We start from the raw sequence: 22,629 nt of genomic DNA on the forward strand, positions 1-22,629 counted from the left end.
GCTGCGACGGCCCGGCCCCTTACTTCTTCCGTGACCGGCTGGATTCGACATGACCGCTGTGGAGAGCCTGGATGTGCGACGGCTGAATCCCGAGGTGCGGGGCGGCGGACCGGGCGCCCTGCCGTACATCGATCAAGCTGTCCCTCAGCTGCCCGCGAGCTGGGCGGTGATCCGTTCCGAGGCGGACTTGGCCTCCTCCAGCGGGTCGCCGCCCTGCAGGACAGCCGTCATGTACGGCTTGATGGGGTTTGCGGCCTCGACCGCCGCCCACTGGGGCGAGCTGGGGGTGGCATGCCCACGCCTGGCGCCCTCGGCCATCGCGGCGGTGCCCTCCTGGCCCTCGATGACATGGGCGAGGGTCGGCTTGTTGGGCACGTAACTCATGGTCCGGGCGAGGTCCTCCTGCCACTTCTCGCCCGCGAGCGCCGTGATCACGTCTATACCGGCGCTGCGCTCGGCCGCCTTCTCCGGAACGATCAGATCGGAACCGCCGGTGAATACGGAGCCGGGGTTCTTCACGGTCTTTCCGGGGATCGGGAAGTATCCGAGTTTCCCCTTGAGTTCGGGGTTCTTCTGCTCGATGAGCTTTGCGCTGCCCGGCACGGAAATGATCTGCGCGACATCGCCCTTGGCGAACACGTCGGTCTGCGGGGGCCTTTCCTCGTCGGCGTCCTTGGGACCTTTGCCGTACGACTGGAGATCCTTGTAGAAGGCCATACCCCTGAGTGCGGCGGGAGTGTCCAGGGCACCTTCCCATTCGCCACCGCTGTCGATGGCCAGCTCGCCGCCCTCGTCCCAGATGAACCCGGCGAGCACGTACCAGTTCTGGCCCGCGAGATACATGCCCTGGTTGCCCTTCCGATTGAGCACCCGGCTGTCCTCGATCCACTCCTGCCGGGTCTTCGGCGGGTTCCTGATGCCTGCCTGCTCGAAGAGGTCCTTGTTGTAGATCACCACACGGTTGGCCGCGTACCAGGGGATGCCGTACTGAATGCCCTCGATGCTGCCCGGGTCGGCCAGGCCGGGCAGCCAGTCCTCGCTGCCGAGGTCACGCATCGATTCGAGAGTGAGGTCGCGCAGACCGCCGCTCTCCGCGTACTGGGCGACCTGGGTGTTTCCGACTTCGATGACGTCCGGGGTGTCCTTGCCCTTGAGGGCCGCGGTGACCTTGGGGCCGATTCCACTCCAGCTCTGAATCTTGAACTCCAGTTCGATGGAGGGGTGTTCGCCCTCGTACGACTTCGTGAAGCGGTCCAGAAAGTCGGCGGAAACACTGTCCTTCATCAGCCAGATCGTGACCTTCTTGTCGCCGGACCCACCCGATCCCGGGAGATAGCCGCAGCCACCCAGTACAACGGTGGACACGAGCGCGACGGCGCCGATGAGTACGCGGTTCTTCACAGGGGTCACCTTCTGCGAAACAGCACGACTGGTACAGGACCCGATGTGGGGGGACTGCGGGCGGTGCTCGCACGGGCGTGGCTGGATTTTGGTATGGACCAATCAATTTGGTCAAGACCAGTTCACGACACGTTCCCCACCCCGACCCCTCGCGTACCAGGGCCGGATGGGGCACCGTGGTAAGGACGAAAGGAGACACACGATGTCAAGCCACACCTATCGGGTCACCGAAATCGTAGGAACCTCCCACGAAGGGGTCGATGACGCCATCCGCAGGGGCGTCGCAAGGGCTTCGGAAACGTTGCACAACCTCGACTGGTTCGAGATCACCCAAGTGCGCGGGCAGATCGTGGATGGCCGGATCGAGCACTACCAGGTAGGCCTGAAGGTGGGCTTCCGGCTCGACGAGACCAGCTGAGCCGGCGCAACCTGCACAGCCGGGCCGGCCCGACGTGACGACCCGAGCCGGCTCGACGGCGTCACGTACGCCCTTCGCGCTCCTGCGCGTCCCGCATCGAAGCCGAGGTCACGGCCCAGCGGGCCCGCACGACGGCGAACCCGGCCTGCTCGGCCGCATCACAGACCAGCTCGTCGTCATCGACCAGCATCCGCACGTCACGCTCCCGGCCCAGCCTCTTCAGGATCTCCAGCTTGGTGTGGCGGGCCGGCCGGCGGTCGTCGTTGCGGCGCATGTACACCCGCCCCTCGGGCAGGCCCTGTTCCTCCAGCCAGGCCACGGTGTCGCGGCGGCAGCGCTCGGGGCGTCCGGTGAGATATCTGATCTCGCACTCCTCGGCGCTGCTCAGCACCAGCCGTACGCCCTCGTCGAGCGGCGGATCGTCGACGGCGGCGGCGAAGAAGCCGGTCCAGTCACGCCGGGCTCCTTCCAGGAAATGCTGCCGGTGGCCGCTGTCCGCGAGCGTGCCGTCCAGGTCGAATACGGCCAGCGGCCGGGCGTCGTCCATCACGCCTCCAGTGTCCTGGGCGCCGAACAACGCGTCCACACCTCCGGACTCCCAGGTCACTTCGCACGGCCTGCGGCAGGCCTTTTCCCGGGCCCGGCCACCATCGACGCCTAGGATCATGCTGTTTGCCCTCAGGTGTCATCCCTGTCCCGATCCGTACGGAGCCCCGCGCGCATGCCCACCCCCCACGATCGGTACGTCCGGGTGCGCGGCGCCCGCGAGAACAATCTGCAGGACGTCCGGGTAGACATCCCGCGCGACACCCTCACCGTCTTCACGGGCGTCTCCGGCTCGGGGAAGTCCTCGCTCGCCTTCGGGACGATCTACGCCGAGGCTCAGCGCCGCTACTTCGAGTCCGTCGCCCCGTACGCCCGCCGGCTGATCCACCAGGTCGGCGCGCCCAAGGTCGGCGAGATCACCGGGCTGCCGCCCGCGGTCTCCCTGGAGCAGCGCCGGTCCGCGCCCGGCGCCCGGTCCTCCGTGGGGACGGTCACCACGCTGTCCAACTCGCTGCGGATGTTGTTCTCGCGCGCCGGGGAGTATCCTGCGGGCGCCGAGCGGCTGGACTCCGACGCGTTCTCGCCGAACACCGCCGCCGGGGCCTGCCCGGAGTGTCACGGCCTGGGCCTGATCCACCGCACCACGGAGGAGCTGCTCGTCCCCGACCCGTCGCTGTCGATCCGCGACGGTGCGATCGCGGCCTGGCCGGGCGCCTGGCAGGGCAAGAACCTGCGCGACGTGCTGGACACGCTGGGGTACGACATCGGCCGGCCCTGGCGCGAACTGGACGCGAAGGACCGGGAATGGATCCTCTTCACCGACGAGCAGCCTGTGGTGACGGTCCATCCGGTGCGTGACGCGGGCCGGATCCAGCGCCCCTACCAGGGCACGTACATGAGCGCGCGGCGCTATGTGATGCACACCTTCGCGGACTCCAAGAGCCGCACCCTGCGGGCCAAGGCCGAACGCTTCCTGACCGGTGTCCCCTGCCCGGTCTGCGGCGGCAGCCGGCTGCGCCCGGAGGCGATGGCCGTCACCTTCGCGGGCCGTACGATCGCCGAGCTGGCCGCACTTCCCCTCGCGGATCTCGCCCAGTTGCTGTCGGCCGCGGGCGGCGACGACACCGCGCGGGTGCTGACGGCGGATCTGCTGGCCCGGATCGAGACGGTGACCGAGCTCGGCCTCGGCTATCTCGGCCTCGACCGTACGGCTCCGACGCTGTCCTCCGGCGAGCTGCAGCGACTGCGGCTCGCCACCCAGCTGCGGTCGGGACTGTTCGGGGTCGTCTATGTGCTGGACGAGCCGTCGGCCGGTCTGCACCCGGCGGACACCGAGTCGCTGCTCGCAGTCCTCGGGCGGCTGAAGGAGGCCGGGAACTCGGTCTTCGTCGTGGAGCACCAGATGGATGTGGTGCGGCGGGCGGACTGGCTGGTCGACGTGGGGCCGCTGGCCGGCGAGCACGGGGGCAGGGTGCTGCACAGCGGGCCCCCGGCCGGGCTCGCGGACGTGCAGGAGTCGGCGACGCGACGGTTCCTCTTCGACGGGGGTCCGGTGCCGGCACGGGAGCCGCGTACGCCCTCCGGGTGGCTGGAGCTGATCGGTGTCGACCGGCACAATGTGCGCGGAGTCGACGCCGCGTTCCCGCTCGGGGTGTTCACGGCGGTCACCGGTGTCTCCGGCTCGGGCAAATCTACGCTGGTCGGCCAGGTGCTCGCCGGGGCCCTCGCCGACCGACAGGCTTCCACGACCGCCGATCTCCCCGCCGAGCGGCCCGTGCCGGGGTGCGCATCGGCGCTGGGGCTGGAGGCGGTGGACCGTCTCGTCCAGGTCGACCAGCGGCCGATCGGCCGCACCCCGCGCTCCAACCTGGCTACCTACACCGGGCTTTTCGACGTCGTACGGAAGCTGTTCACCGCGACCGACCTGGCGCGCGAGCGCGGCTACCGGGCGGGGCGGTTCTCGTTCAATGTGGCGGGCGGACGGTGCGAGACCTGCCAGGGCGAGGGGTTCGTCTCCGTCGAGCTGCTCTTTCTGCCGAGCACGTATGCGCCCTGCCCGGACTGTCATGGTGCGCGGTACAACCCGCAGACGCTGGAGGTGACACTGCGCGGGCTGAACATTGCGCAGGTGCTGGACCTGACGGTGGAGTCGGCGGCCGGCTTCTTCGCGGGGACGCCCGCCGCCGAGCGCAGTCTGCGGACGCTGCTCGATGTCGGGCTCGGCTATCTGCGGCTGGGGCAGCCGGCGACGGAGCTGTCCGGTGGTGAGGCGCAGCGGATCAAGCTGGCCACCGAGTTGCAGCGCACCCGCCGCGGCCACACCCTGTATCTGCTCGACGAGCCGACCACGGGTCTGCATCCGGCCGATGTCGAGGTGCTGATGCGGCAGTTGCACGGGCTGGTCGACGGGGGCAGCACGGTGGTGGTCGTGGAACACGACATGGCGGTCGTCGCGGGCGCCGACTGGGTGATCGACCTCGGTCCGGGCGGCGGGGACCGGGGCGGCCGGATCGTCGCCGCCGGACCGCCGGCGGAGGTGGCGGGTGCGGCGGACAGCCGGACGGCACCGTACCTGTCGGCGGCGCTACGACTGGGCTGAGCCTTCGCCCTCCGGTCCGGGAGCGGGCGGCTCCCGGACCGGAATGACGGCGAGGCCTTAGCGGTGTACCTTGCGGGTCGCTCGCAGCCACTCCTTGTTCATGGCCGAGATGGACGGCAGCGGGATGCCCTTCGGGCAGGCCGTGGCGCACTCCCCGGTGAGCGTGCAGCCGCCGAAGCCCTCGCTGTCCATCTGGTCGACCATGTCGAGCACCCGCGTCTCGCGCTCGGGGGCGCCCTGCGGCAGGACGTTGAGGTGGTTGATCTTCGCCGAGGTGAAGAGCATCGCCGAGCCGTTGGGGCAGGCCGCCACACAGGCGCCGCAGCCGATGCACTCGGCGTGCTCGAACGCGAAGTCGGCGTCGGGCTTGGGCACAGGGGTGGCGTGCGCGTCGGGTGCGGTGCCGGTCGGGGCGGAGATGTAGCCGCCCGCCTGGATGATCCGGTCGAAGGCCGAGCGGTCCACGACCAGGTCCTTGACGACCGGGAAGGCCGAGGCGCGCCACGGTTCGATGTCGATCGTGTCGCCGTCCTGGAAGGACCGCATGTGGAGCTGGCAGGTGGTCGTGCGTTCCGGGCCGTGGGCGTCACCGTTGATGACGAGGCTGCAGGCGCCGCAGATGCCTTCACGGCAGTCGTGGTCGAAGGCGACGGGATCGTCTCCGGCGAGGATGAGCTCCTCGTTGAGGGTGTCGAGCATTTCCAGGAACGACATGTCCTGCGAGATGCCGTCCACCTGGTAGGTGGACATGGCGCCGGGGGCGTCGGCGTTCTTCTGGCGCCAGACGCGCAGGGTGAGCTTCATGCGTAGCTCCGCTGAGTGGGGTGGACGTACTCGAAGACGAGGTCTTCCTTGTGCAGGACGGGGGCTTCGCCGGTGGCGCTGAACTCCCACGCGGCGGCGTACGAGAACTCCTCGTCCCGGCGGGCGGCTTCGCCGTCCGGGGTCTGCGACTCCTCGCGGAAGTGGCCTCCGCAGGACTCGGCGCGATGCAGGGCGTCGAGGCACATGAGCTCGGCGAGCTCCAGGTAGTCGACGATGCGGTTGGCCTTCTCCAGGGACTGGTTGAACTCGTCACCGGTGCCGGGGACCTTGATGCGACGCCAGAACTCCTCGCGGATCTGCGGGATCCGGTCGAGTGCCTTGCGCAGCCCCGTCTCGGTGCGGGCCATGCCGCAGTACTCCCACATGAGTTCGCCGATCTCCCGGTGGAAGGAGTCGGGAGTGCGGTCCCCGTCGACGGCGAGCAGCAGGTTCAGCCGGTCCTCGGTCTCCGCGAGGGCCTCTTCCACGGCCGGGTGCGAGGCGTCGACCTCGTCGTGGTGCGGGTTGCGGGCCAGGTAGTCGTTGATGGTCGACGGCAGGACGAAGTAGCCGTCGGCGAGCCCCTGCATCAGCGCCGAGGCACCGAGCCGGTTGGCCCCGTGGTCGGAGAAGTTGGCCTCGCCGATCGCGAACAGGCCGGAGATCGTGGTCTGCAGGTCGTAGTCGACCCAGAGTCCGCCCATCGTGTAGTGCACGGCGGGGTAGATCCGCATCGGAGTCTCGTACGGATTTTCCGCGGTGATCCGCGCGTACATGTCGAAGAGGTTGCCGTACTTCTCCTCCACCTCGGCCCTGCCCATCCGCTGGATGGCCTCCGCGAAGTCGAGATAGACGCCCTGTCCGCCGGGGCCGACGCCGCGGCCCTCGTCGCAGACGTTCTTCGCGGCGCGCGAGGCGATGTCACGAGGTACGAGGTTGCCGAAGGCCGGGTAGATGCGCTCCAGGTAGTAGTCGCGCTCGTCCTCGGGGATCTCGTTGGCCGGCCGGTTGTCGCCCTTGGCCTTCGGGACCCAGATCCGGCCGTCGTTGCGCAGTGACTCGCTCATCAGCGTCAGCTTGGACTGGTGGTCGCCGGTGCGCGGAATGCAGGTGGGGTGGATCTGGGTGAAGCACGGGTTGGCGAAGTACGCGCCGCGCCGGTGGGCGCGCCAGATGGCGGTGGCGTTGGAGTTCATGGCATTCGTCGACAGGTAGAAGACGTTGCCGTAGCCGCCGCTGGCCAGCACGACCGCGTCGGCGAAGTACGTGTCGATCTTCCCGGTGACCAGGTCGCGGGCGACGATGCCACGGGCCTTGCCGTCGACGATGATCAGGTCGAGCATCTCGGTCCGTGCGTGCAGCTCGACGTTGCCTGCGGCGATCTGACGCGACAGCGCCTGGTAGGCACCGAGGAGGAGCTGCTGCCCGGTCTGGCCGCGGGCGTAGAACGTACGGGAGACCTGGACGCCGCCGAAGGAGCGGTTGTCGAGCAGACCGCCGTACTCGCGGGCGAAGGGAACGCCCTGGGCGACGCACTGGTCGATGATCTCGACGGAGATCTGGGCGAGCCGGTGGACGTTGGACTCGCGGGCGCGGAAGTCGCCGCCCTTGACCGTGTCGTAGAAGAGCCGGTGGATCGAGTCCCCGTCGTTGCGGTAGTTCTTCGCGGCGTTGATTCCGCCCTGGGCGGCGACGGAGTGGGCGCGGCGGGGCGAGTCCTGGAAGCAGAACTGGACGACGTGGTAGCCCTGTTCGGCCAGCGTCGCCCCCGCCGAGCCGCCGGCCAGGCCGGTGCCGACGACGATGACGGTGTGCTTGCGCCGGTTGGCCGGGTTGACGAGCTTGGCCTCGAAGCGGCGGGTGTCCCAACGTTCGGCGACGGGGCCCTTGGGGGCCTTGGTGTCGACGACGGGTGCACCGGTCTCGTAGTGCGAGTAGTCGATCATGTCAGCTCACGACTCCGGTCATGACGGCGACGGGTACGGAGATGAAGCCCACCGTCAGCACCAGTGCGAGGACGTTGGCGATGGTCTTGAGAACACGGTCGCGGGTCGCTCTGCCCGCGCCGAGGGTCTGTGCGGCGCTCCAGAAGCCGTGCTGGACATGGAGTCCGACGGCGAGCATGGCGACGATGTAGATGACGTTGCCGTACCAGGTGGAGAAGGTGTCGATGACGTTCTGGTACGGATGCCCGGACTGGAAGCCGCCGGAGTGCACGGTGCCCGTGGTCAGGTCGAGGATGTGCCAGACGATGAACAGGGCGAGGATGATCCCGCCCCAGCGCATGGTGCGGGTGGCATAGCTCGCGCGGGCCCTCTTGTGGACGTACTTGCTGGGGCGCGCCCTGATGTCGCGACGGCTCAGCTGGTACGCGGAGGTGGCGTGCAGCACGACAGCCGCGACGAGCACCACCCGGACGATCCACAGGGCCCACTCGTAGTGCAGGAAGGGCTCACCCAAGGTCCGCAGCCAGTGGGCGTAGTGGTTGAACTCGCCGGACCCGAAGAAGATCTTCAGGTTGCCCGCCATGTGAACGACCAAGTAGAGGAGCATGATCAGGCCGCTCACGGCCATGATCGCCTTCTTGCCGACGGACGAGTCCCAGAGCGTGCGCGTCATGGACGGTCGTCGGTCCGTCCGGGTTGCCAATGCCATGCAGACGACGCTAGGACGGAAGGGCCTCATCAGTCCAAGACATGACATGGCTCATATCCATAGGCACGGCCTATCGCGAGGTTTATGCTGCGTGTATGCAATTCCAGCAGCTCACGTATTTCGTGGCCGTCGCCGAGGCGCGGCATTTCACTCGCGCCGCGGAGGAGGTGCATGTCTCCCAGCCGTCGCTCTCCCAACAGATCAGGGCCCTGGAGAACGAGCTGGGGGCAGAACTGTTCAGCCGGGCCCGCGGCAACATCACGCTCACCGACGCGGGCGAGGCGCTGCTGCCGCTCGCCCGCCGGATCCTGGCTGACGCCGACACCGCCCGCCACGAGGTGCAGGAGCTGGCCCAGCTGCGCCGGGGCCGGGTCAGGCTCGGCGCGACGCCGAGCCTCTGCACAGGACTGCTGCCCGACGTGCTGCGTGCCTTCCACGACCGGCATCCGGGGATCCAGCTGCTGCTGGAGGAGGGCGGCTCGCACGACCTCGTACGGGAGCTGGCGCGCGGCGCACTCGATCTCGCACTTGTGGTGCTGCCGCTGCCTGCCGCGTCTCCGGCGCTGACGACGGTGGAGCTGTTCCAGGAGGACCTGGTGGTGGTGTCGGCGGCGGAGGCTCCGCGGCCCGGGAGGGGCGGCAGCGTACGGATCGCGCATCTGGAGGGCGAGCCGTTGGTGATGTTCCGGCACGGCTACGACCTGCGGGAACTGACGGTGGCTGCCTGCCGGACGGAGGGCTTCGAGCCGTCGTTCACGGTGGAGGGCGGCGAGATGGACGCGGTGCTCGGGTTCGTACGGGCCGGGCTCGGGGTGGCGGTGGTGCCGAGCATGGTGGCGACGCGGGCGGGGCACGATCTGCGGACGACGCCGTTGGCCCCGCCGGGGTTGCGGCGCACCATCGCGCTGGCGCACCGCAGTGACGTGGCGCCGCCACGGGCGGCGCGGGAGCTGCAGAAGGTGCTGCTGGCCAGCCGGCCGGACCGGGATCAGCTCGCCGGACGGGCTTGATCTCCCCCGGACCGTGTTCGGCTGTGGGCGCCCGACGGGCTTGGTTCCGGCCTTCGTCGGCGGTTGCCGGACGGGGTGATCAAGCCCGTCCGGCGGTTGAGGACGGAACCGGTGCCCCGTCTCCCCGTTCAGACCGCGTCGGCCAGCAGCAACGAGTGGATCCGGTCCGGCGCACCGGGCCGCGCGTAGTACCACCCCTGCGCCGTGTCGCAGCCCAGCTTCCGCAGCTGCTCCGCCTGGGCGCCCGTCTCCACGCCCTCCACCGTCACTGCCAGGTCCAGGCTGTGCGCCAGCGACACGATCCCCTCGACGATCTTCAGGTCGACCGGGTCCGCCGGATGCTGCTGCATGCCCTGGGTGAAGGAACGATCCAGCTTGAGCACGCTCACCGGCAGCCGACGCAGATTCGCCAGGTTCGAGTACCCCGTGCCGAAGTCGTCGAGCGCTATGTCGACGCCCATTTCGGCCAGTTGGCGCAGCGGCTTCAGCAGATCGTCGTCCGCCCCGATGAGCGCGGACTCGGTGACCTCCAGGCAGAGCGCCCTCGGCTCCAGGCCCGAACGCTCCAGGACATCGACCGTCTCGGCAACCAGTTGCGGGTGGTGCAGCTGGGTCGGCGACAGGTTGACGTTGATCCGCAGCGGGCCGCCGTCGCTGTGCCGCTCCTGCCAGAAGTTGGCCTGCCGTACGGACTCCTCCAGCACCCAGCGCCCGAGCGGCACGATCAGCCCGGTGTGCTCGGCGAGCGGGATGAACCGGTCCGGGCCGAGCACCCCGTGCTGCGGGTGGCACCAGCGCACCAGGGCCTCCGCACCGTGCACCGTACCGTCACCGAGGTGCACGAGCGGCTGGTACTCGATGAAGAACTCGCCACGGTCCAGGGCGGCGGGCAGTGCGGTGGTGAGCCCGTGCCGGGTGATGGCGCGGGCGTCCGCCTCGGCGTCGGCGAGTTCGAAACGGTTGCCGCCCGCCGACTTGGCCCGGTACATCGTGATGTCGGCGCTGCGCAGCACTTCGGCGGCGGTGCGTTCGCCCGCCGGTCCCTCGACGACGCCGATGGAGCCACGCACCGTCAGTTCGCGGCCGTCGAGCCGGATCGGGCCGGCGAGTACGCCGAGGATCCGGCCGGCCAGCTCGTCGACCTCCTCCTCGGTGCCGGGCCCGGTGGTCAGTGCCACGAACTCGTCACCGCCGAGCCGCGCCACCATTTCCCCGGGCGCGGTCGCACAGCTCTGCAGCCGGTCGGCGACCTCGACGAGCAACCGGTCCCCTGCCGCGTGGCCCAGGCTGTCGTTGATCGCCTTGAAACCGTCGAGGTCGAGGTAGCAGAGCCCGAAGCGGCTGCCGTCGTCGGCGGACAGCGCCTTCTCCAGCCGCTCGAAGAACAGCGTCCGGTTGGGCAGCCCGGTGAGCGCGTCATGGGTGGCCTCGTAGCGCAGCCGCAGATTGAGCAGCCGGCGCTCCGTGGTGTCCTCCATCAGCGCCAACTGGTACTCCGGCCGTCCCTCGGAGTCGCGGAGCAGCGACACCGTGAGGTTGGTCCACAGCACGGTGCCGTCGTTGCGGTAGTACGGCTTCTCGACCCGGTAGTGCTCGCGTTCGCCGCGTACCAGCTCGTCGTAGTACTTCCACACGTACGGCGAGTCCTCGGGGTGGACCCACTCGTTGACCTTGTGGCTGCGGACATGGTGGTCGAGCCCGCCGAACATCCGGGTCAAGGTGTCGTTGACCTCCAGCACGTTGCCTTCCAGGTCCGCGATCCCGATGCCGATGGCGGCGTCCTTGAAGACGGCACGGAAGCGCGCCTCCGTGGCGTGCAGGGCCTGTTCGGCGTTGGAGCGGGCGGTCAGCGCCGAGCGGGCGATGGCCTCCTGCTCGGCAAGGGTCCGTTCGCGCAGCGCCTGGGTGAAGCCGCCCGCGAGGGCGTGCTGCATCCGGGCGCAGCGGGCCCGGCTGTCCTCGGTCGACAGCGCCACCGGGCCATTGCCGCCGCAGTAGAGCACCAGGTACGAGTCGACGACGCCGAGCGTGGAGCTGAGCGCCTCCGGGTCCGTGCAGTGCGCGTCGACGAGCGCGGCCCCCACCTTGTTCGCGGCCGCCGCGTCGAAGGGCCGGGCGTGCAGGATGTCACTCAGTCTGCGGGCCAGCGGCAGCAGGTGTTGCTCGAACTCCGGACGGGTCATGGAGGTGGCCGTCGACGGGAAGGTGGCCCGGCTCCAGATCGTCGCGAATCTTCGGAGCCGGTCCTCGGGACCGTCGGGCTCCGCGTCCGGTGCGTCGGACGCCTGGGCGGGAATGCTCACGCCTTGCGTCCCACTCCGGCGAAGCCCGAGAACGCATAGGGGTCTTCCGGCTCCTGCGCCGCGGAGGTATCGGGACGCCACTCCGGCATCGCCACGAGACCGGGCTCGACCATCTCGTAGCCGTCGAAGAACCTGGCAACCTCGTCGCGCGACCGCATGATCAGCGGGTTGCGGATGTTCCGGTAGACGCCGACCGCACCCCCCGCCTCCTCCTGGGTGAGCGGAATGCCCTCGTACGAGGCGTGGGTGATGATGATGAGGCTGCCGGGCGCGAGCCCCTCGCGCAGTTCGGCGACGGCCGCCTGCGGGTCGTCGGCGTCCTCGATGAAGTGGAGGACGGCTACGAGCAGCAGCGCCACCGGACGGTCCATATCGAGGAGTTCGGTGATCTCGCGGCTCTTCAGGATCTCCTGCGGGCGCCGCAGATCGGCGGTGACGATCACCGCCCGGTCGTTGCCCTCGAGTACGGCCTGGCTGTGCGCGACCGCAACGGGGTCGTGGTCGACGTACGCGACTCGGGCCTCGGGGTCGGCCGCCTGGGCGATTTCGTGGACATTGCCGAAGGTCGGTATACCGGAACCTATGTCCAGGAACTGAGTGATGCCCTCACTCACCGCATGACGCACGGCCCTGCGCATAAAGGCGCGATTGGCTTGCATGATCTTGGGAAGTCCCGGCATGAACTCCATGGCCTTGCGGGCCGCTTCCCGGTCCACCTCGAAATTGTGCGATCCGCCCAGATAGAAGTCATACATGCGTGACACGCTCGGCACCGAAATGTCAATGCCCTGCGGTGCCCAGGCGGGACGCTCCATCGATGTCTCCAACAAGTCGCCACGGCGATCCGGCCATGTTCATGGTCAGTGTGGACCAGAGGCTACTGATCGACCGCCAGGAGAGCGAGCGGAAACGGAAATTAGCGGTCCGTTATTGGTCACACACCAGTGGCATGTGCAACCGGCCCGTCGCTAAGTGTGACATTCAGCGACGGGCCGGTCCGGAACGGCTGTTGTGGGGTTACTTCGAGGCGCCCACGAGCTTTGCGTCGGGCGACACCGCGTACCATGTGCCCCCGACGCCTTGGCCGTTGGTGTCACCGGGCTTCGTGTCACCGGAGAACGTATAGATGGGCCAGCAGTTGATGGACTGCTGCTTGAGTCCGTCGGGCCGATTGAAGGTGACAAATCCCTTGGTGGTGACACCCGAAACATCATTCTTGGCCAACGGGGCGACAACCGGCCACTTCGAGAGGCAGGCCCCGGTGCAGGCCGACTTCATCGGCCAGGCGCTGTCCTTCTTGAACCGGTAGACCGTCATGCCGCGCTTGTCGACAACGATGTTCCCGAGTTTCGGGTCCTTGCGGACCGAAAGTCCCGCGAGATCGGCCTGCTCGCCACCGACAGGACCGTCGGCGTTCACCGCAGCCTTCTTGCCGTCGGGAGCGGAGGCGAACCAGGTGCCTCCCACACCCTGCCCATTGGCGTCGCCGGGCTTGGCGTCCTTCGCGTACCGGTACATCGGCCACCCCGCAATGGTGAGTTGCTGGGTGCCGTCCGCGCGGGTGACCTTGCCGATCAGAGCATCATCGGTGCCGGCGGCGGCCGTGACATTGCCCGCTGGAACCACCGGCCAGATCTTCGCGCAGTCGCCTTCGCAATTCGACTTCGGCGGACTCGCGGTGTCCTTGTCGAAGCGGTAGAGCGTGAATCCCTCGCTGTCCGTCAGCACCTTGCCGAGCTTCTTGCTGTCCCACACCGCGAGCTGTCCGGCCTGCTTCGACTTGGCGGACTGCGCCCCGGAATCGGAGCCGTAGCCGGTGTCGGAGCCGTACCCGCTGTCCGTGTCGTAGCCGCTGCCCGCCTGTCCGGCCGGGCTCGCATTGCCCACGTTCTGCCCGTTGGGGGACTCGGTTCCCTTGTCCTGACCGCACGCCGTCGTCAGCGCCAACAGGGCCGCCGCGGTCACCGCGAGCGAGGCGTTCCGCCAGGTGTTCATGTCAACTCCCGTAATTCTTCCGCTAGTTGCGACGCAAGTCCGCGCCGTTCATGGCCCTAGGTACGGGCGGCGGGTGCTTCTTTGTTCAACGCGTCCGCAGAATTTTCCGGGGCCGCAAACGTCCGGCGCCCCAGGTCCCCTCCATCAGGGGAACCTTGGCCGCGGTCCGCGTGTGGTCCGACCAGCCGGAACATGCTCCCCGTCGTGTACGGATCACTCGTAGGGCGGCTCACCGCAGCCCTCGCCCTCATCTGGCTCCTGGCCGCCCCGGTACCCGCGGCGGCCGACAACTGTTCGTACGCCTCGATCGGGGACGACAGCGAGAACGCGGCGGTCGCCACGACGGGCGACGGGCACTGCCAGGCGGGCCCGGCGCCCAAGCCGACCCCCCGGCCCGAGCCCCCACCACCGCCTCCGCCCCCTACGCCCCCTCTGCCTCCTCCTCCGCCGCCTCCTCCCCCGCCACCACCGCCACCGCCACCGCCCGCACCGGAACCGGAGCCCGCGCCGCCACCTCCGCCGCCGCCCCCGCCCCCGCCCTCCGCACGCCCCACGCCGCCCCCGCCCAGGCCGGTGGCACTACCCGCCTACCGCAGGCCGCCGCGCAAGGTCCCGCAGCGCGGTCCCTCCCTGGTCACTCTCACCCTGCTGATCACCGCCCCCGCGGTGTTCGCCGTCGCCGTGCTACGTCCCCGCTCCCGATGACCCACGGAGAAGCCCATGTCGGAATGGCTTGTTCTCACCCTCGCCATGGCCGCGGCCTGCGCCGTCGTGCTGACCATCGCCGTACTCAACAACCGCCGGATCGCGGAGGACGACGACCCGTCGGAAACCCCTGACGTCATCGAGTACATGACGATGATGATCGGCGTGGTGTACGCGATCGTGCTCGGCCTCGCCATCGCGGGCGTCTGGGAGGGTCGCAGCGCCGCCCAGGAGTACGTACGCCAGGAAGCCCAGGCCCTGCACGAAGTGAACGTCCGCTCCTCCGTCTACCCGGCCGAGGTGCGTTCCCGGATCCGCGCCGACGTCGACGCGTACGTCGGCTATGTCGTCGACGACGAGTGGCAGGCGATGAGCAAGCACGGAGATCTCACCGACCGGGGCGCGGAACTCCTCGGCCGGGTACGTGCCGATGTCACCGAATACCGGCCGAAGACCGACCACGAGGGGCAGGCCTATCAGCCACTGGTCGACCAGGTCGCCGCGGCCGACGACGCGCGCAGCGCCCGCGGGCAGAGTGCCGGCGCCACCATGCCGGGCGTCGTCTGGTTCGGTCTGATCACCGGGGCGCTGGTGACCGTCGGACTGATCTTCACCCTGCAGATCCGCAGAACGTTCCGGGAACTGCTGCTGGCCGGACTGTTCAGCGTGCTCATCGCCTTCCTGCTCTTCCTGATCTGGGACTTCGACTCCCCCTTCGGCCGCGGCATCTCCGCCACCGCGGCGCCGTTCCTGGATCTGTTCCCCAACGCGGGGGGCGGGCCGTCGTCCTGACGACATGGCGGTGCGCCGCCCGAGGGACACCCGTGCCCCATTCGCCGGACCCCGATCGCGCATGATATGCGGCACTTCTAGCGTTTCTCCCATCGAGGTGCATATCTGACGCTTTGTGGGAAACCGTTCCGCAGCTGCTCCTCGGGGACTCGGAGGAATCACCATGCGCCCCATAGGTGTCGCACCCGTCGCCCTGCTCGGCGCCACCGCTCTTGCTCTGACCGCTCCGGCCGCGACCGCGCATGCCGCGATGTCGAAGGAGGCGCCCAGCGCGACCCGACCCATCGTCGCCCCGTCGGTGGTCGCGCCGGGCGGCCAGGTCACCCTGGCCGCCCGGGGGTGCTCAAAAGCAGCGACGGCCAGTTCGGGCGTCTTCGACAGCATCACCATTCCCAGCGGGGGCACCGCCGCGGCCACGGTCGACTGGGATGCCAAACCTGGCGCTGCCTATGAAGTGACGTTCATCTGCAATACGTCCCCTACCTCCATGGCGAAGATCCGCCTCACGATCTCCGCCGGCAATCCCACACCCACCGGCTCCACGACGATCGCGCGGCACAGCGTGCAGGGTGGCCTCGGCGGCATCGGCCGGATGAGTTCCGCGGAGGTCGTCGGCGCTACCGCACTCGCAGTGGTCGCCACCACCGGCGCGGTCTTCGTGATGCGCCGGCGGAAGGAGAGCCGTCACCACTGAACGGCGCGAGCCGACGGTGGAACGTCCGTCGCCCCGGGTCCTGATCCAGGACCCGGGGCGACGCGCACACCGGACCGATGATCCGACACATCCCGTCAGCATTCATTGATCTGACGGGACCGCATGTAATGGATGGACAGAATCGTCACCCGGTCCCGGCTCCTATGAGGACGACCTCTCGGCCGGCCACTCCTTCGCTCTTCCCTGATCGCCGCCCGGGCGCCGCGCGCCTAGTGTTCCTAGCATCGCGACGAAGGGAGAACCGTGACTCCTCCCCCTCGTAAACGAGGCGGCTTCTCACCTGACCCCACGGGGTCTCATGACGGCCAAGCCCTGACCGCTGCCGAAGCAGGATCACAGGCTACTACGCAGCTTCGCGGCTCCGAATCTCAAGATGCGTTTCCCGCCAGGCCTGAAGGCCGGAATGCCCACCCAAGATCAGGGATGGGCCGGGACCACTGGCGCGTCGAGCGGACCAGATACTCGCCCTGGGGCGCGCTCGCCCTGGTACTGCTCACCGGGCTCGCCCTGGTGCGGAACGGTCCGGACCCCTCGCCGGCCCCGCCCCAACCGGTCCCCGCTGTCTCGGCCCACCGCCATCAGGCGTCCGCCGGTGCGCCTCCAGCGGACGTCACGGTGCGGGCGCCGGCCCACGCCCCCGCCTCGCGCGTGGTCATCCCCGCGATCCGGGTCGACGCGCCGCTCGTCGATGTGGACCTGGAGCCGGACGGCTCGCTCGGGACACCCCTTCCGGAGGATCCTCAGCTCGTCGGGTCGACACCATGGCGGGACCTGCGGTGTTCCACGACCTCGGTTCGCTGAGGAAGGGCAACCGGATCGAGGTGCCACGCCACGACGGCCGGGTCGCGGTGTTCGAGGTCTACGGGGTAGAGGTGCTCTCCACAGCCGACTTCCCCGGCGACCGGGTGTACCGCGACACCGGCAGGGCGGAGCTGCGGCTCATCACCCACGGCGGCTGCACGACACCCGACGGCCCCGACGGCCCCGACGGCAGTGTCGTCGTCTTCGCCCGCCTGGCCGCGACCCTCTGATACCGGGCCGAGCAGCCCGCCGCCGCGCGTTCAGCCGCGGTGCGGCACCGTGATCCGGCGGCCGTCGTCGGGAGCGGCGTCCTGCGCTCCGGAGCGCTTTGCACCCAATGGAGGGAGCGCACCCGTGGTAACCGGCGGCTCCGGACCCGGCAGCGGGGCAGCCCGGGTCGGGGGTGGCGGCGGGAGCGGCTAACCTCACTGCCGTGACAGAGCAGCAGCCCCACCAGTTCGAACGTGGCACAGACGGTCCGAAGGTGATCGTCGCGGGCCTCGACGGGTCCGATTCCTCGATGCGCGCCGCCGCGTACGCCGCCGGGCTGGCCCGCCGGCAGCGCGCCTTGCTCGCCCTCGTCTATGTGCAGCCCGTGATGCCCGCGGGTGCCGCGCTCGGCGCCCCGGTCGCCGACACGACCGGCGAGGTCGCGGAGGGTCTGGTGAGCGAGATCCGTGCGGCGACCGAGCGGCTGAAGGACATATGGGATGTGCGCTGGGAGTTCCACACCTTCCGCGGTGATCCGTACAACGGGCTGGTCACCGCGGCCGACGAACTCAAGGCGGACGCCGTGGTGGTGGGCGCGTCGGAGTCGGCGGGGCACCGGTTCATCGGTTCGGTGGCGATCCGGCTGGTGAAGGCGGGGCGCTGGCCCGTCACCGTCGTTCCGTAACCGGCCGACGATGTCGGGGCGGCCCCCGCCTTCCGGGCCGTCAGGCGTTCTTCTCGATGGACTTCTGGAACTCCCGGGCCATTTGGTCCAGCCCCTTGGAGCGCCACTCGGTCCAGAACGGCTTCCACTCGCCGATCTTCTTGCGGCCGCTGACGATGTCGTTGACCAGGTCCGTGGCCTCGGTCGACATGCGCCCGTAGTGCTCGGTGTACGCGTCGGAGTAGTGGCCCACCGTCGGGTTGGCGATGGCGGTCTCGATGAGCTTCTGCTCGACGGCGTACATCGCCTTCACGTCCTCGGGGCCGTGGGTGCCGGGAAAGGCCGAGGGCAGCAGCGCGAACGGTGCGGTCGTCGCGGTCGCCAGTCCGCTGTAGAACCCCTCGACCTGCTGCTTCCCCTTCTTGGTGCGCTGCGGGAAGCCCTGCTCGTCGTACGTGAAGTCGGCTCCCTCGGTGCCGAACTCCAGGAGCTCGCGCTCCTTGCTGCCGAACGGCGCAGCGAGGTAGTTCAGCACGCCGAGCAGCATCCGTACCCGCTTCTCGCTGCCCTTCTTGATCGCGGTGTAGCCGATCGTGCCCAGGTGGTAGTGGTGGTTCGGCCGGCGGCCGCCCGCGGCGAACGGGATCAGGATCTCCGCCGCGAGCGACGGGTCGTTGGTACGGAGGTTGGCACGGGCGCCGGACGGATTGGCGAACACCGTGGCGCCGATGGATCCCTGCGCCATCTTCAGATAGGCGTCGGCCATCTTCGGGTCGCCGGGGTAGAAGACACCGGCCTGCTTGAGTTTGAGCACGAAGTCGAGTGCCGCCAGGTACTCGTCGGTCTCCTGCCAGAAGGTGAGCGAGCCGTCCTTGTTCTGCCGCCACTTGTTCGGGGTGCCGAAGCACTGGCTCATCACGCTGACGGCATTGACATAGATCGGTTCCAGCGCCCAGACCTTGCCGCCGGTGACCTCCTTGCACTTGGCCAGGAACTCGTCCGGGCTGCTCGCGGACAGGCCACCCGCCTTCTCCCAGACCTTGGGGTTGCCGGCGTAGACCTGGCCGAACGCAGGATAGGGGCTCGGCGCGCCCCAGATCTTGCCGTTGACCACGGCGGTCTTCCAGTGTGCGGGGGTCATCGCGGCGAGGTTCGGGTAGTCCTTGACCGCGTCACCCGAGACGTACTCGGTGATGTCGGCGCACTTCGATTCCAGCAGCTGGGCAATGTGCTGGATGCCCTGGTTGGGCGGTATCCACATCAGGTCGGGCAGGTCCCCGCCGGCGACGGTGGCGGAGAACTTCTCCTCGTACCCGGGATCCGTGCCGAGGATCGCGGAGAGGTCGACGCCGAGCTCCTTGTTGATCTTCTGCCAGTGCTCGTTGGACCCTTTGGGGAGCGGCGGCTGGGTCCAGATCTCGGTGAGCAGGGTGACCTTCGAGCCGTCACCGGGGGCCTTGGGGACGCTCTGGATCAGCTCCTTGGGGTACGAGAGGTAGCCCGCGGAGAGGCCCTTCGCATTGGCCGGCAGATCGGGTGTGATCTTGGTGAAGGGGACGTACGCGGGAAGCTTCACCTTTGCCGAGGCGGCTTCGGTCCGGTGGCCGGTGGACGAACCGCAGCCGGTGAGCGCGGTGGCGGCGGCGCCCGCCGCGACGGCGGTGCTCAGGCCGAGGAAAGTGCGTCGGGACATGCCGGTCATGGAAATCTCCGCAACAGGGTGAGAGGGGGGACGGGTGAGGGGAAGGACGGCGAGGAGCGGGCGTGGGTCAGCCCTTGATCGCGCCGGTGAGCACGCCCTTGGTGAAGTACTTCTGGAGGAACGGGTAGAGCAGCAGAATCGGGATCAGCGCGATCATGACGACAGCCATGGAGATCGACTGCTGAGGCGGCAGATGGGCCACGCCGAGCTGGTCGGCCGCCATCTGCTTGTTCTGCACCACATAGGTCCGCAGCAGCAGCTGGACCGGCCACTTCCCGGAGTCGTTGAGGTAGAGCATCGCGTTGAAGAACGCGTTCCAGTACGTCACCGCATAGAAGAGCCCGACGACGGCGATGACGCCTTTGGAGAGCGGCAGCACGATCCGGGTGAGGATCCGCCAGTCGCCCGCACCGTCGATCCGGGCCGCCTGGTAGAGCTCGTCGGGGATGTTCATGAAGAACGCCCGCATCACCACCAGGTTGAAGGCGTTGACCAGGCCCGGCAGGATCAGCGCCCAGTAGGAATCGAGCAGACCGAGCTCCCTGACCAGGACGTACATCGGAATCATGCCGGGGGCGAAGAGCAGCGTGAACAGGACGAGCAGCAGGACGGGTTTGCTGCCGGGGACGCCTCGCTTGCTCAGCGCGTAGGCCAGGGCGATGGTCGTCAGGAGGGAGAGTGCCGTGCCGACGCCGGTGATCAGGACGCTGACCGTGACGGCGCGGGTGACCAGTCCGCCGGACAGGATCGTGCGGTAGGCCTGCAAGGTCGGCTCGGTCGGGAAGAGGACATACCCGCCGGCGGCCGTGATCTCCTCGCGGGAGGCGAGACTGGTGGAGAGCACGATGAGGAACGGCACTGTCATCACAGCGACGATGACAGTGATCACGACGGCCTTGGCGGCCGAGCCGAGCCGGGTGGGCGGCTCCTCCCAGGCGGCCCGGCGGTCCGTGGTCCTGGGCTTCGACAAGGGCAGTCCGATGCTCATCTGCTGTACACCCCTTGCTCTCCGAATGCGTGAGCCAGCCGGTTGGCGCCCCAGATCATCAGTGCGCCGACCACGCCCTTGACCAGGCCGGCGGCGGCGCCGATGCCCCAGTCGCCGTAGACAACGCCGTGGTAGTAGACGTAGGTGTCGAGCACCTCGGCGGCCCGGGCGCCGACCGCGTCGCGCTGCAGCAGGAACTGTTCGAAGCCGACGGACAGTACGTCGCCGAGGCGCAGCACCAGCAGCATGATCGTGACTCCGCGGACGGCGGGCAGCGTGACATGCCACATGCGCCGCCAGGGTCCGGCACCGTCCACGGCGGCCGATTCGTACAGGCTCTGGTCGACGTTGGCGAGCGCCGCCAGATAAATGATCATGCCCCAGCCGATGTCCTTCCAGATCACCTGTGCGGTGATCAGCACGGGGAAGGTGCCGGGGTCGGTCATCACGTCGAGGGCCGAAAGGCCATGGTCACGAAGGAAGTTGCTGATCAGTCCGGCGCCGCCGACCACTTGCTGGAAGAGGGCGACGACCAGCACCCAGGAGATGAAGTGCGGAAGGTAGACGACACTCTGCACGAACCTCTTGACGCGGCTGCTGACCAGGCTGTTGATGAGCAGGGCGAGGGCCAGCGGGGCCGGAAAGAAGAAGATCAGTTGCAACGCGGCGAAGGCGAGGGTGTTGCGTACGGCCTCCCAGAACGCCGGATCCGAGAACATCTCCTGGAAGTTGGCCAGGCCCACCAGGGGGCTGTCCTTGAAGCCGATGAACGGCTGGTAGTCCTGGAAGGCGACGATGTTGCCCAGCATCGGCACGTAGAAGAAGACGGCGAAGAAGAGCAGGCCCGGGGCCATCAGGGCGAGCATCACCCAGTTGTTGCGCAGCCGGACCCGCACGGGTACGCGCCGCAGCGGGGGCCGACCGCTCTCGGCCCTGGGCTCGGGTGGGGACGCGGCCCGTGGGCTGCGTGCTGTTGCAGCGGATGTCACACGTACTCCCTGGCCTGACGGCTCGACGAATTTAGAAACCAACTTTCCGAAAAGAGTGGCCACATCATCGAAGCGTCACGCCAGTAGGTCAACAGCCAATTAGTCCTGGGCAGTTGGACTTTTCTGCACGGCGTGATCGATGCGTTCCAATGCCAGCCGGGCTGCCCCGATTGCAGTTGATTCCTCGCCCAGTGCGGAGTTCCGCACGGATGGCGCATTCGGGCAGCGGCCCGCCAGCTCCGCGGCGAACGGCTCGCTTAGCAGCGCGCCGGCCCGGGAGATGCCGCCGCCCAGCACCACCAGTTCCGGATCGAGCGCGGCAACGTGGGGCGCCAGACATTCGGCGAGCGACTCGGCGAAGGCGCGCAGGGCGTACCGTGCGCCGCCGTCCCCGGCGGCCGCGGCCTCGACCACTGCGCGGGCGGCGCTGTTCCGGGTGGGCAGCTCGGCGCCCTGGTGTCCGGCGGCCCAGTCCAGGAGCCGTCGGTAGGCCGCCGACCAGCCGTCCGGGGGCAGCAGTTCGCCGGCTGCACCGCCGTGGCCCCGGTGCAGTCTGCCGTGCAGCCACAGGCCGATGCCGGGGCGGTTGCCGACGTACAAATAAATGGCGTCCCGTACGCCGACGGCCACTCCCCCGGCGCATTCGGCGAGCGTCGCAAGCTGGATGTCGTTGCCGACCAACACCGGCCCCGGCGCGCAGTCGGCGAGCTCGTGGCCCAGGTCGAGTCCGGTCCAGCCGGGCAGCGCGGTGCTCCGCACCACCCGGCCCGCCAGGTCCACCATGCCGCTGGTGCCGATCCCGGTGGCGAGGGGGCGGACCCCGGCGGCCTCCGGCTTGGCCAGGCAGGCCTCGATCGCCCCGCGGACGGCCTTGAGTCGTCGCCGAGCGGTCATGGCGGGGGTGACGACGACGCGCTGTGCGGCGACCGTGCGGCCGAGCAGGTCCACGGCGTGGACCAGCACCTTGTGCGCTCCGATGTCCACACCGACGACATGTCCCGCCTCGGCCCGGAAGCGGAACCGGCGGGCCGGACGGCCGACGGCGCCGCTGCTGGCCTCCAGCTCCACCAGCATGCCCTCACGCAACAACTGTGCCGTGAGGTCCTGGGCGGTCGGCCGGGACACCCCGATCAGCCCGGCGAGCTCCGGCACGGTCACCTCGTTGCGTTCCCGCATCACCCGTAGCGCGGCGGCCGTGTTCAGTCGGCGCAGCAGCGAGGCGTCCCCACCCCGGTCCATGGCCTCTCCCTTGACAGCGTGATCGAAGTCTCTCCATGGTGGCCCATGGCGATTGAGCAACTTACCTAATAAATAGCGCCCTTGAGGGAGTGC

The 22,629-nt window shown here is 68.9% G+C and carries 19 protein-coding genes and 1 pseudogene; 8 read left to right on the forward strand and 12 right to left on the reverse strand.

Annotated elements, in window-relative coordinates:
* Positions 1–144: 144 nt before the first annotated feature.
* Positions 145–1,401: an extracellular solute-binding protein gene (locus tag OHA88_RS09390; protein WP_328625084.1), complete on the reverse strand. Its 1,257-nt coding sequence runs from the start codon at positions 1,399–1,401 to the stop codon at positions 145–147.
* Positions 1,402–1,603: 202 nt separating this feature from the next.
* Here OHA88_RS09390 and OHA88_RS09395 point away from each other — a divergent pair, with 202 nt between their 5' ends.
* Complete coding sequence (locus OHA88_RS09395; protein WP_030933957.1) at positions 1,604–1,819, forward strand: dodecin; 216 nt, start codon at positions 1,604–1,606, stop codon at positions 1,817–1,819.
* 61 nt (positions 1,820–1,880) lie between these two features.
* Here the strand turns inward: OHA88_RS09395 and OHA88_RS09400 are convergent, their stop codons facing one another.
* Positions 1,881–2,369, reverse strand: coding sequence for a phosphatase domain-containing protein (locus tag OHA88_RS09400; protein ID WP_328629634.1), 489 nt, complete (start codon positions 2,367–2,369; stop codon positions 1,881–1,883).
* A 171-nt stretch (positions 2,370–2,540) separates the two neighbouring features.
* On the opposite strand from OHA88_RS09400, the gene OHA88_RS09405 reads away from it, so the two are divergent.
* Positions 2,541–4,964 (forward strand): excinuclease ABC subunit UvrA, encoded by a 2,424-nt coding sequence (locus OHA88_RS09405; RefSeq protein ID WP_328625085.1) that lies wholly within the window; start codon positions 2,541–2,543, stop codon positions 4,962–4,964.
* Positions 4,965–5,021: 57 nt separating this feature from the next.
* Here OHA88_RS09405 and OHA88_RS09410 read toward each other — a convergent pair whose 3' ends face one another.
* Genes OHA88_RS09410 through OHA88_RS09420 form a run of 3 tightly spaced genes read right to left on the reverse strand, consistent with a single transcriptional unit; the run spans position 5,022 to position 8,423 of the window.
* Positions 5,022–5,768, reverse strand: a complete 747-nt coding sequence (locus tag OHA88_RS09410) for a succinate dehydrogenase/fumarate reductase iron-sulfur subunit (protein WP_267008436.1) — start codon at positions 5,766–5,768, stop codon at positions 5,022–5,024.
* Complete coding sequence (locus tag OHA88_RS09415; protein ID WP_328625086.1) at positions 5,765–7,714, reverse strand: fumarate reductase/succinate dehydrogenase flavoprotein subunit; 1,950 nt, start codon at positions 7,712–7,714, stop codon at positions 5,765–5,767. The genes OHA88_RS09410 and OHA88_RS09415 overlap by 4 nt, the downstream gene beginning before the upstream one ends.
* A 1-nt stretch (position 7,715) precedes the next feature.
* Complete coding sequence (locus OHA88_RS09420; protein WP_328625087.1) at positions 7,716–8,423, reverse strand: succinate dehydrogenase; 708 nt, start codon at positions 8,421–8,423, stop codon at positions 7,716–7,718.
* A gap of 95 nt (positions 8,424–8,518) precedes the next feature.
* Between OHA88_RS09420 and OHA88_RS09425 the strand changes: the two genes are divergently transcribed.
* Positions 8,519–9,433, forward strand: a complete 915-nt coding sequence (locus OHA88_RS09425) for a LysR family transcriptional regulator (protein ID WP_328625088.1) — start codon at positions 8,519–8,521, stop codon at positions 9,431–9,433.
* A gap of 128 nt (positions 9,434–9,561) precedes the next feature.
* On the opposite strand, the gene OHA88_RS09430 is transcribed toward OHA88_RS09425, so the two are convergent.
* The 3 genes from OHA88_RS09430 to OHA88_RS09440 form a co-directional block, all read right to left on the reverse strand.
* On the reverse strand, positions 9,562–11,736 hold the full coding sequence (locus OHA88_RS09430) for a putative bifunctional diguanylate cyclase/phosphodiesterase (RefSeq protein ID WP_328625089.1): 2,175 nt from the start codon (positions 11,734–11,736) through the stop codon (positions 9,562–9,564).
* Positions 11,733–12,551 (reverse strand): SAM-dependent methyltransferase, encoded by an 819-nt coding sequence (locus tag OHA88_RS09435; RefSeq protein WP_328625090.1) that lies wholly within the window; start codon positions 12,549–12,551, stop codon positions 11,733–11,735. Before OHA88_RS09435 ends, OHA88_RS09430 begins: the two co-directional genes overlap by 4 nt.
* A gap of 202 nt (positions 12,552–12,753) precedes the next feature.
* Positions 12,754–13,731 carry an SCO0930 family lipoprotein gene (locus tag OHA88_RS09440; RefSeq protein WP_328625091.1) on the reverse strand — a complete coding sequence of 326 codons (978 nt, stop codon included), beginning with the start codon at positions 13,729–13,731 and terminating at the stop codon, positions 12,754–12,756.
* 573 nt (positions 13,732–14,304) lie between these two features.
* On the opposite strand from OHA88_RS09440, the gene OHA88_RS09445 reads away from it, so the two are divergent.
* The 5 genes and pseudogenes from OHA88_RS09445 to OHA88_RS09465 all read left to right on the forward strand — a co-directional run bounded on the left by OHA88_RS09445 (position 14,305) and on the right by OHA88_RS09465 (position 17,639).
* Positions 14,305–14,436, forward strand: coding sequence for a hypothetical protein (locus tag OHA88_RS09445; RefSeq protein WP_328625092.1), 132 nt, complete (start codon positions 14,305–14,307; stop codon positions 14,434–14,436).
* A gap of 15 nt (positions 14,437–14,451) precedes the next feature.
* Positions 14,452–15,228 (forward strand): bestrophin-like domain, encoded by a 777-nt coding sequence (locus OHA88_RS09450; RefSeq protein ID WP_328625093.1) that lies wholly within the window; start codon positions 14,452–14,454, stop codon positions 15,226–15,228.
* 163 nt (positions 15,229–15,391) lie between these two features.
* Positions 15,392–15,922: a hypothetical protein gene (locus OHA88_RS09455; protein ID WP_267008428.1), complete on the forward strand. Its 531-nt coding sequence runs from the start codon at positions 15,392–15,394 to the stop codon at positions 15,920–15,922.
* Between the two features lie 444 nt (positions 15,923–16,366).
* A pseudogene (locus tag OHA88_RS09460) lies at positions 16,367–16,974 on the forward strand (sortase domain-containing protein).
* A 203-nt stretch (positions 16,975–17,177) separates the two neighbouring features.
* Positions 17,178–17,639 carry a universal stress protein gene (locus tag OHA88_RS09465; RefSeq protein ID WP_328625094.1) on the forward strand — a complete coding sequence of 154 codons (462 nt, stop codon included), beginning with the start codon at positions 17,178–17,180 and terminating at the stop codon, positions 17,637–17,639.
* A 40-nt stretch (positions 17,640–17,679) separates the two neighbouring features.
* Here the strand turns inward: OHA88_RS09465 and OHA88_RS09470 are convergent, their stop codons facing one another.
* From OHA88_RS09470 to OHA88_RS09485, 4 genes are all read right to left on the reverse strand, one after another.
* Positions 17,680–19,311 (reverse strand): extracellular solute-binding protein, encoded by a 1,632-nt coding sequence (locus OHA88_RS09470; RefSeq protein WP_328625095.1) that lies wholly within the window; start codon positions 19,309–19,311, stop codon positions 17,680–17,682.
* 76 nt (positions 19,312–19,387) lie between these two features.
* Complete coding sequence (locus tag OHA88_RS09475) at positions 19,388–20,308, reverse strand: carbohydrate ABC transporter permease (RefSeq protein WP_328625096.1); 921 nt, start codon at positions 20,306–20,308, stop codon at positions 19,388–19,390.
* Positions 20,305–21,174 (reverse strand): ABC transporter permease, encoded by an 870-nt coding sequence (locus tag OHA88_RS09480; RefSeq protein WP_443044361.1) that lies wholly within the window; start codon positions 21,172–21,174, stop codon positions 20,305–20,307. Before OHA88_RS09480 ends, OHA88_RS09475 begins: the two co-directional genes overlap by 4 nt.
* Positions 21,175–21,396: 222 nt before the next feature.
* Positions 21,397–22,536 carry an ROK family protein gene (locus OHA88_RS09485; protein ID WP_328625097.1) on the reverse strand — a complete coding sequence of 380 codons (1,140 nt, stop codon included), beginning with the start codon at positions 22,534–22,536 and terminating at the stop codon, positions 21,397–21,399.
* Positions 22,537–22,629 lie beyond the last annotated feature (93 nt).

The sequence above is a fragment of the Streptomyces sp. NBC_00353 genome, assembly GCF_036108815.1.
Taxonomy (GTDB): domain Bacteria; phylum Actinomycetota; class Actinomycetes; order Streptomycetales; family Streptomycetaceae; genus Streptomyces.

Coding starts and splice junctions, on each gene's coding strand:
- OHA88_RS09455 (WP_267008428.1), top strand. CDS start 15,392: ATGCGCCCCATAGGTGTCGCACCCGTCGCCCTGCTCGGCGCCACCGCT.
- OHA88_RS09425 (WP_328625088.1), top strand. CDS start 8,519: ATGCAATTCCAGCAGCTCACGTATTTCGTGGCCGTCGCCGAGGCGCGG.
- OHA88_RS09450 (WP_328625093.1), top strand. CDS start 14,452: ATGTCGGAATGGCTTGTTCTCACCCTCGCCATGGCCGCGGCCTGCGCC.
- OHA88_RS09440 (WP_328625091.1), bottom strand. CDS start 13,731: ATGAACACCTGGCGGAACGCCTCGCTCGCGGTGACCGCGGCGGCCCTG.
- OHA88_RS09420 (WP_328625087.1), bottom strand. CDS start 8,423: ATGGCATTGGCAACCCGGACGGACCGACGACCGTCCATGACGCGCACG.
- OHA88_RS09475 (WP_328625096.1), bottom strand. CDS start 20,308: ATGAGCATCGGACTGCCCTTGTCGAAGCCCAGGACCACGGACCGCCGG.
- OHA88_RS09480 (WP_443044361.1), bottom strand. CDS start 21,174: ATGCTCGCCCTGATGGCCCCGGGCCTGCTCTTCTTCGCCGTCTTCTTC.
- OHA88_RS09415 (WP_328625086.1), bottom strand. CDS start 7,714: ATGATCGACTACTCGCACTACGAGACCGGTGCACCCGTCGTCGACACC.
- OHA88_RS09395 (WP_030933957.1), top strand. CDS start 1,604: ATGTCAAGCCACACCTATCGGGTCACCGAAATCGTAGGAACCTCCCAC.
- OHA88_RS09485 (WP_328625097.1), bottom strand. CDS start 22,536: ATGGACCGGGGTGGGGACGCCTCGCTGCTGCGCCGACTGAACACGGCC.
- OHA88_RS09405 (WP_328625085.1), top strand. CDS start 2,541: ATGCCCACCCCCCACGATCGGTACGTCCGGGTGCGCGGCGCCCGCGAG.
- OHA88_RS09410 (WP_267008436.1), bottom strand. CDS start 5,768: ATGAAGCTCACCCTGCGCGTCTGGCGCCAGAAGAACGCCGACGCCCCC.
- OHA88_RS09470 (WP_328625095.1), bottom strand. CDS start 19,311: ATGTCCCGACGCACTTTCCTCGGCCTGAGCACCGCCGTCGCGGCGGGC.
- OHA88_RS09435 (WP_328625090.1), bottom strand. CDS start 12,551: ATGGAGCGTCCCGCCTGGGCACCGCAGGGCATTGACATTTCGGTGCCG.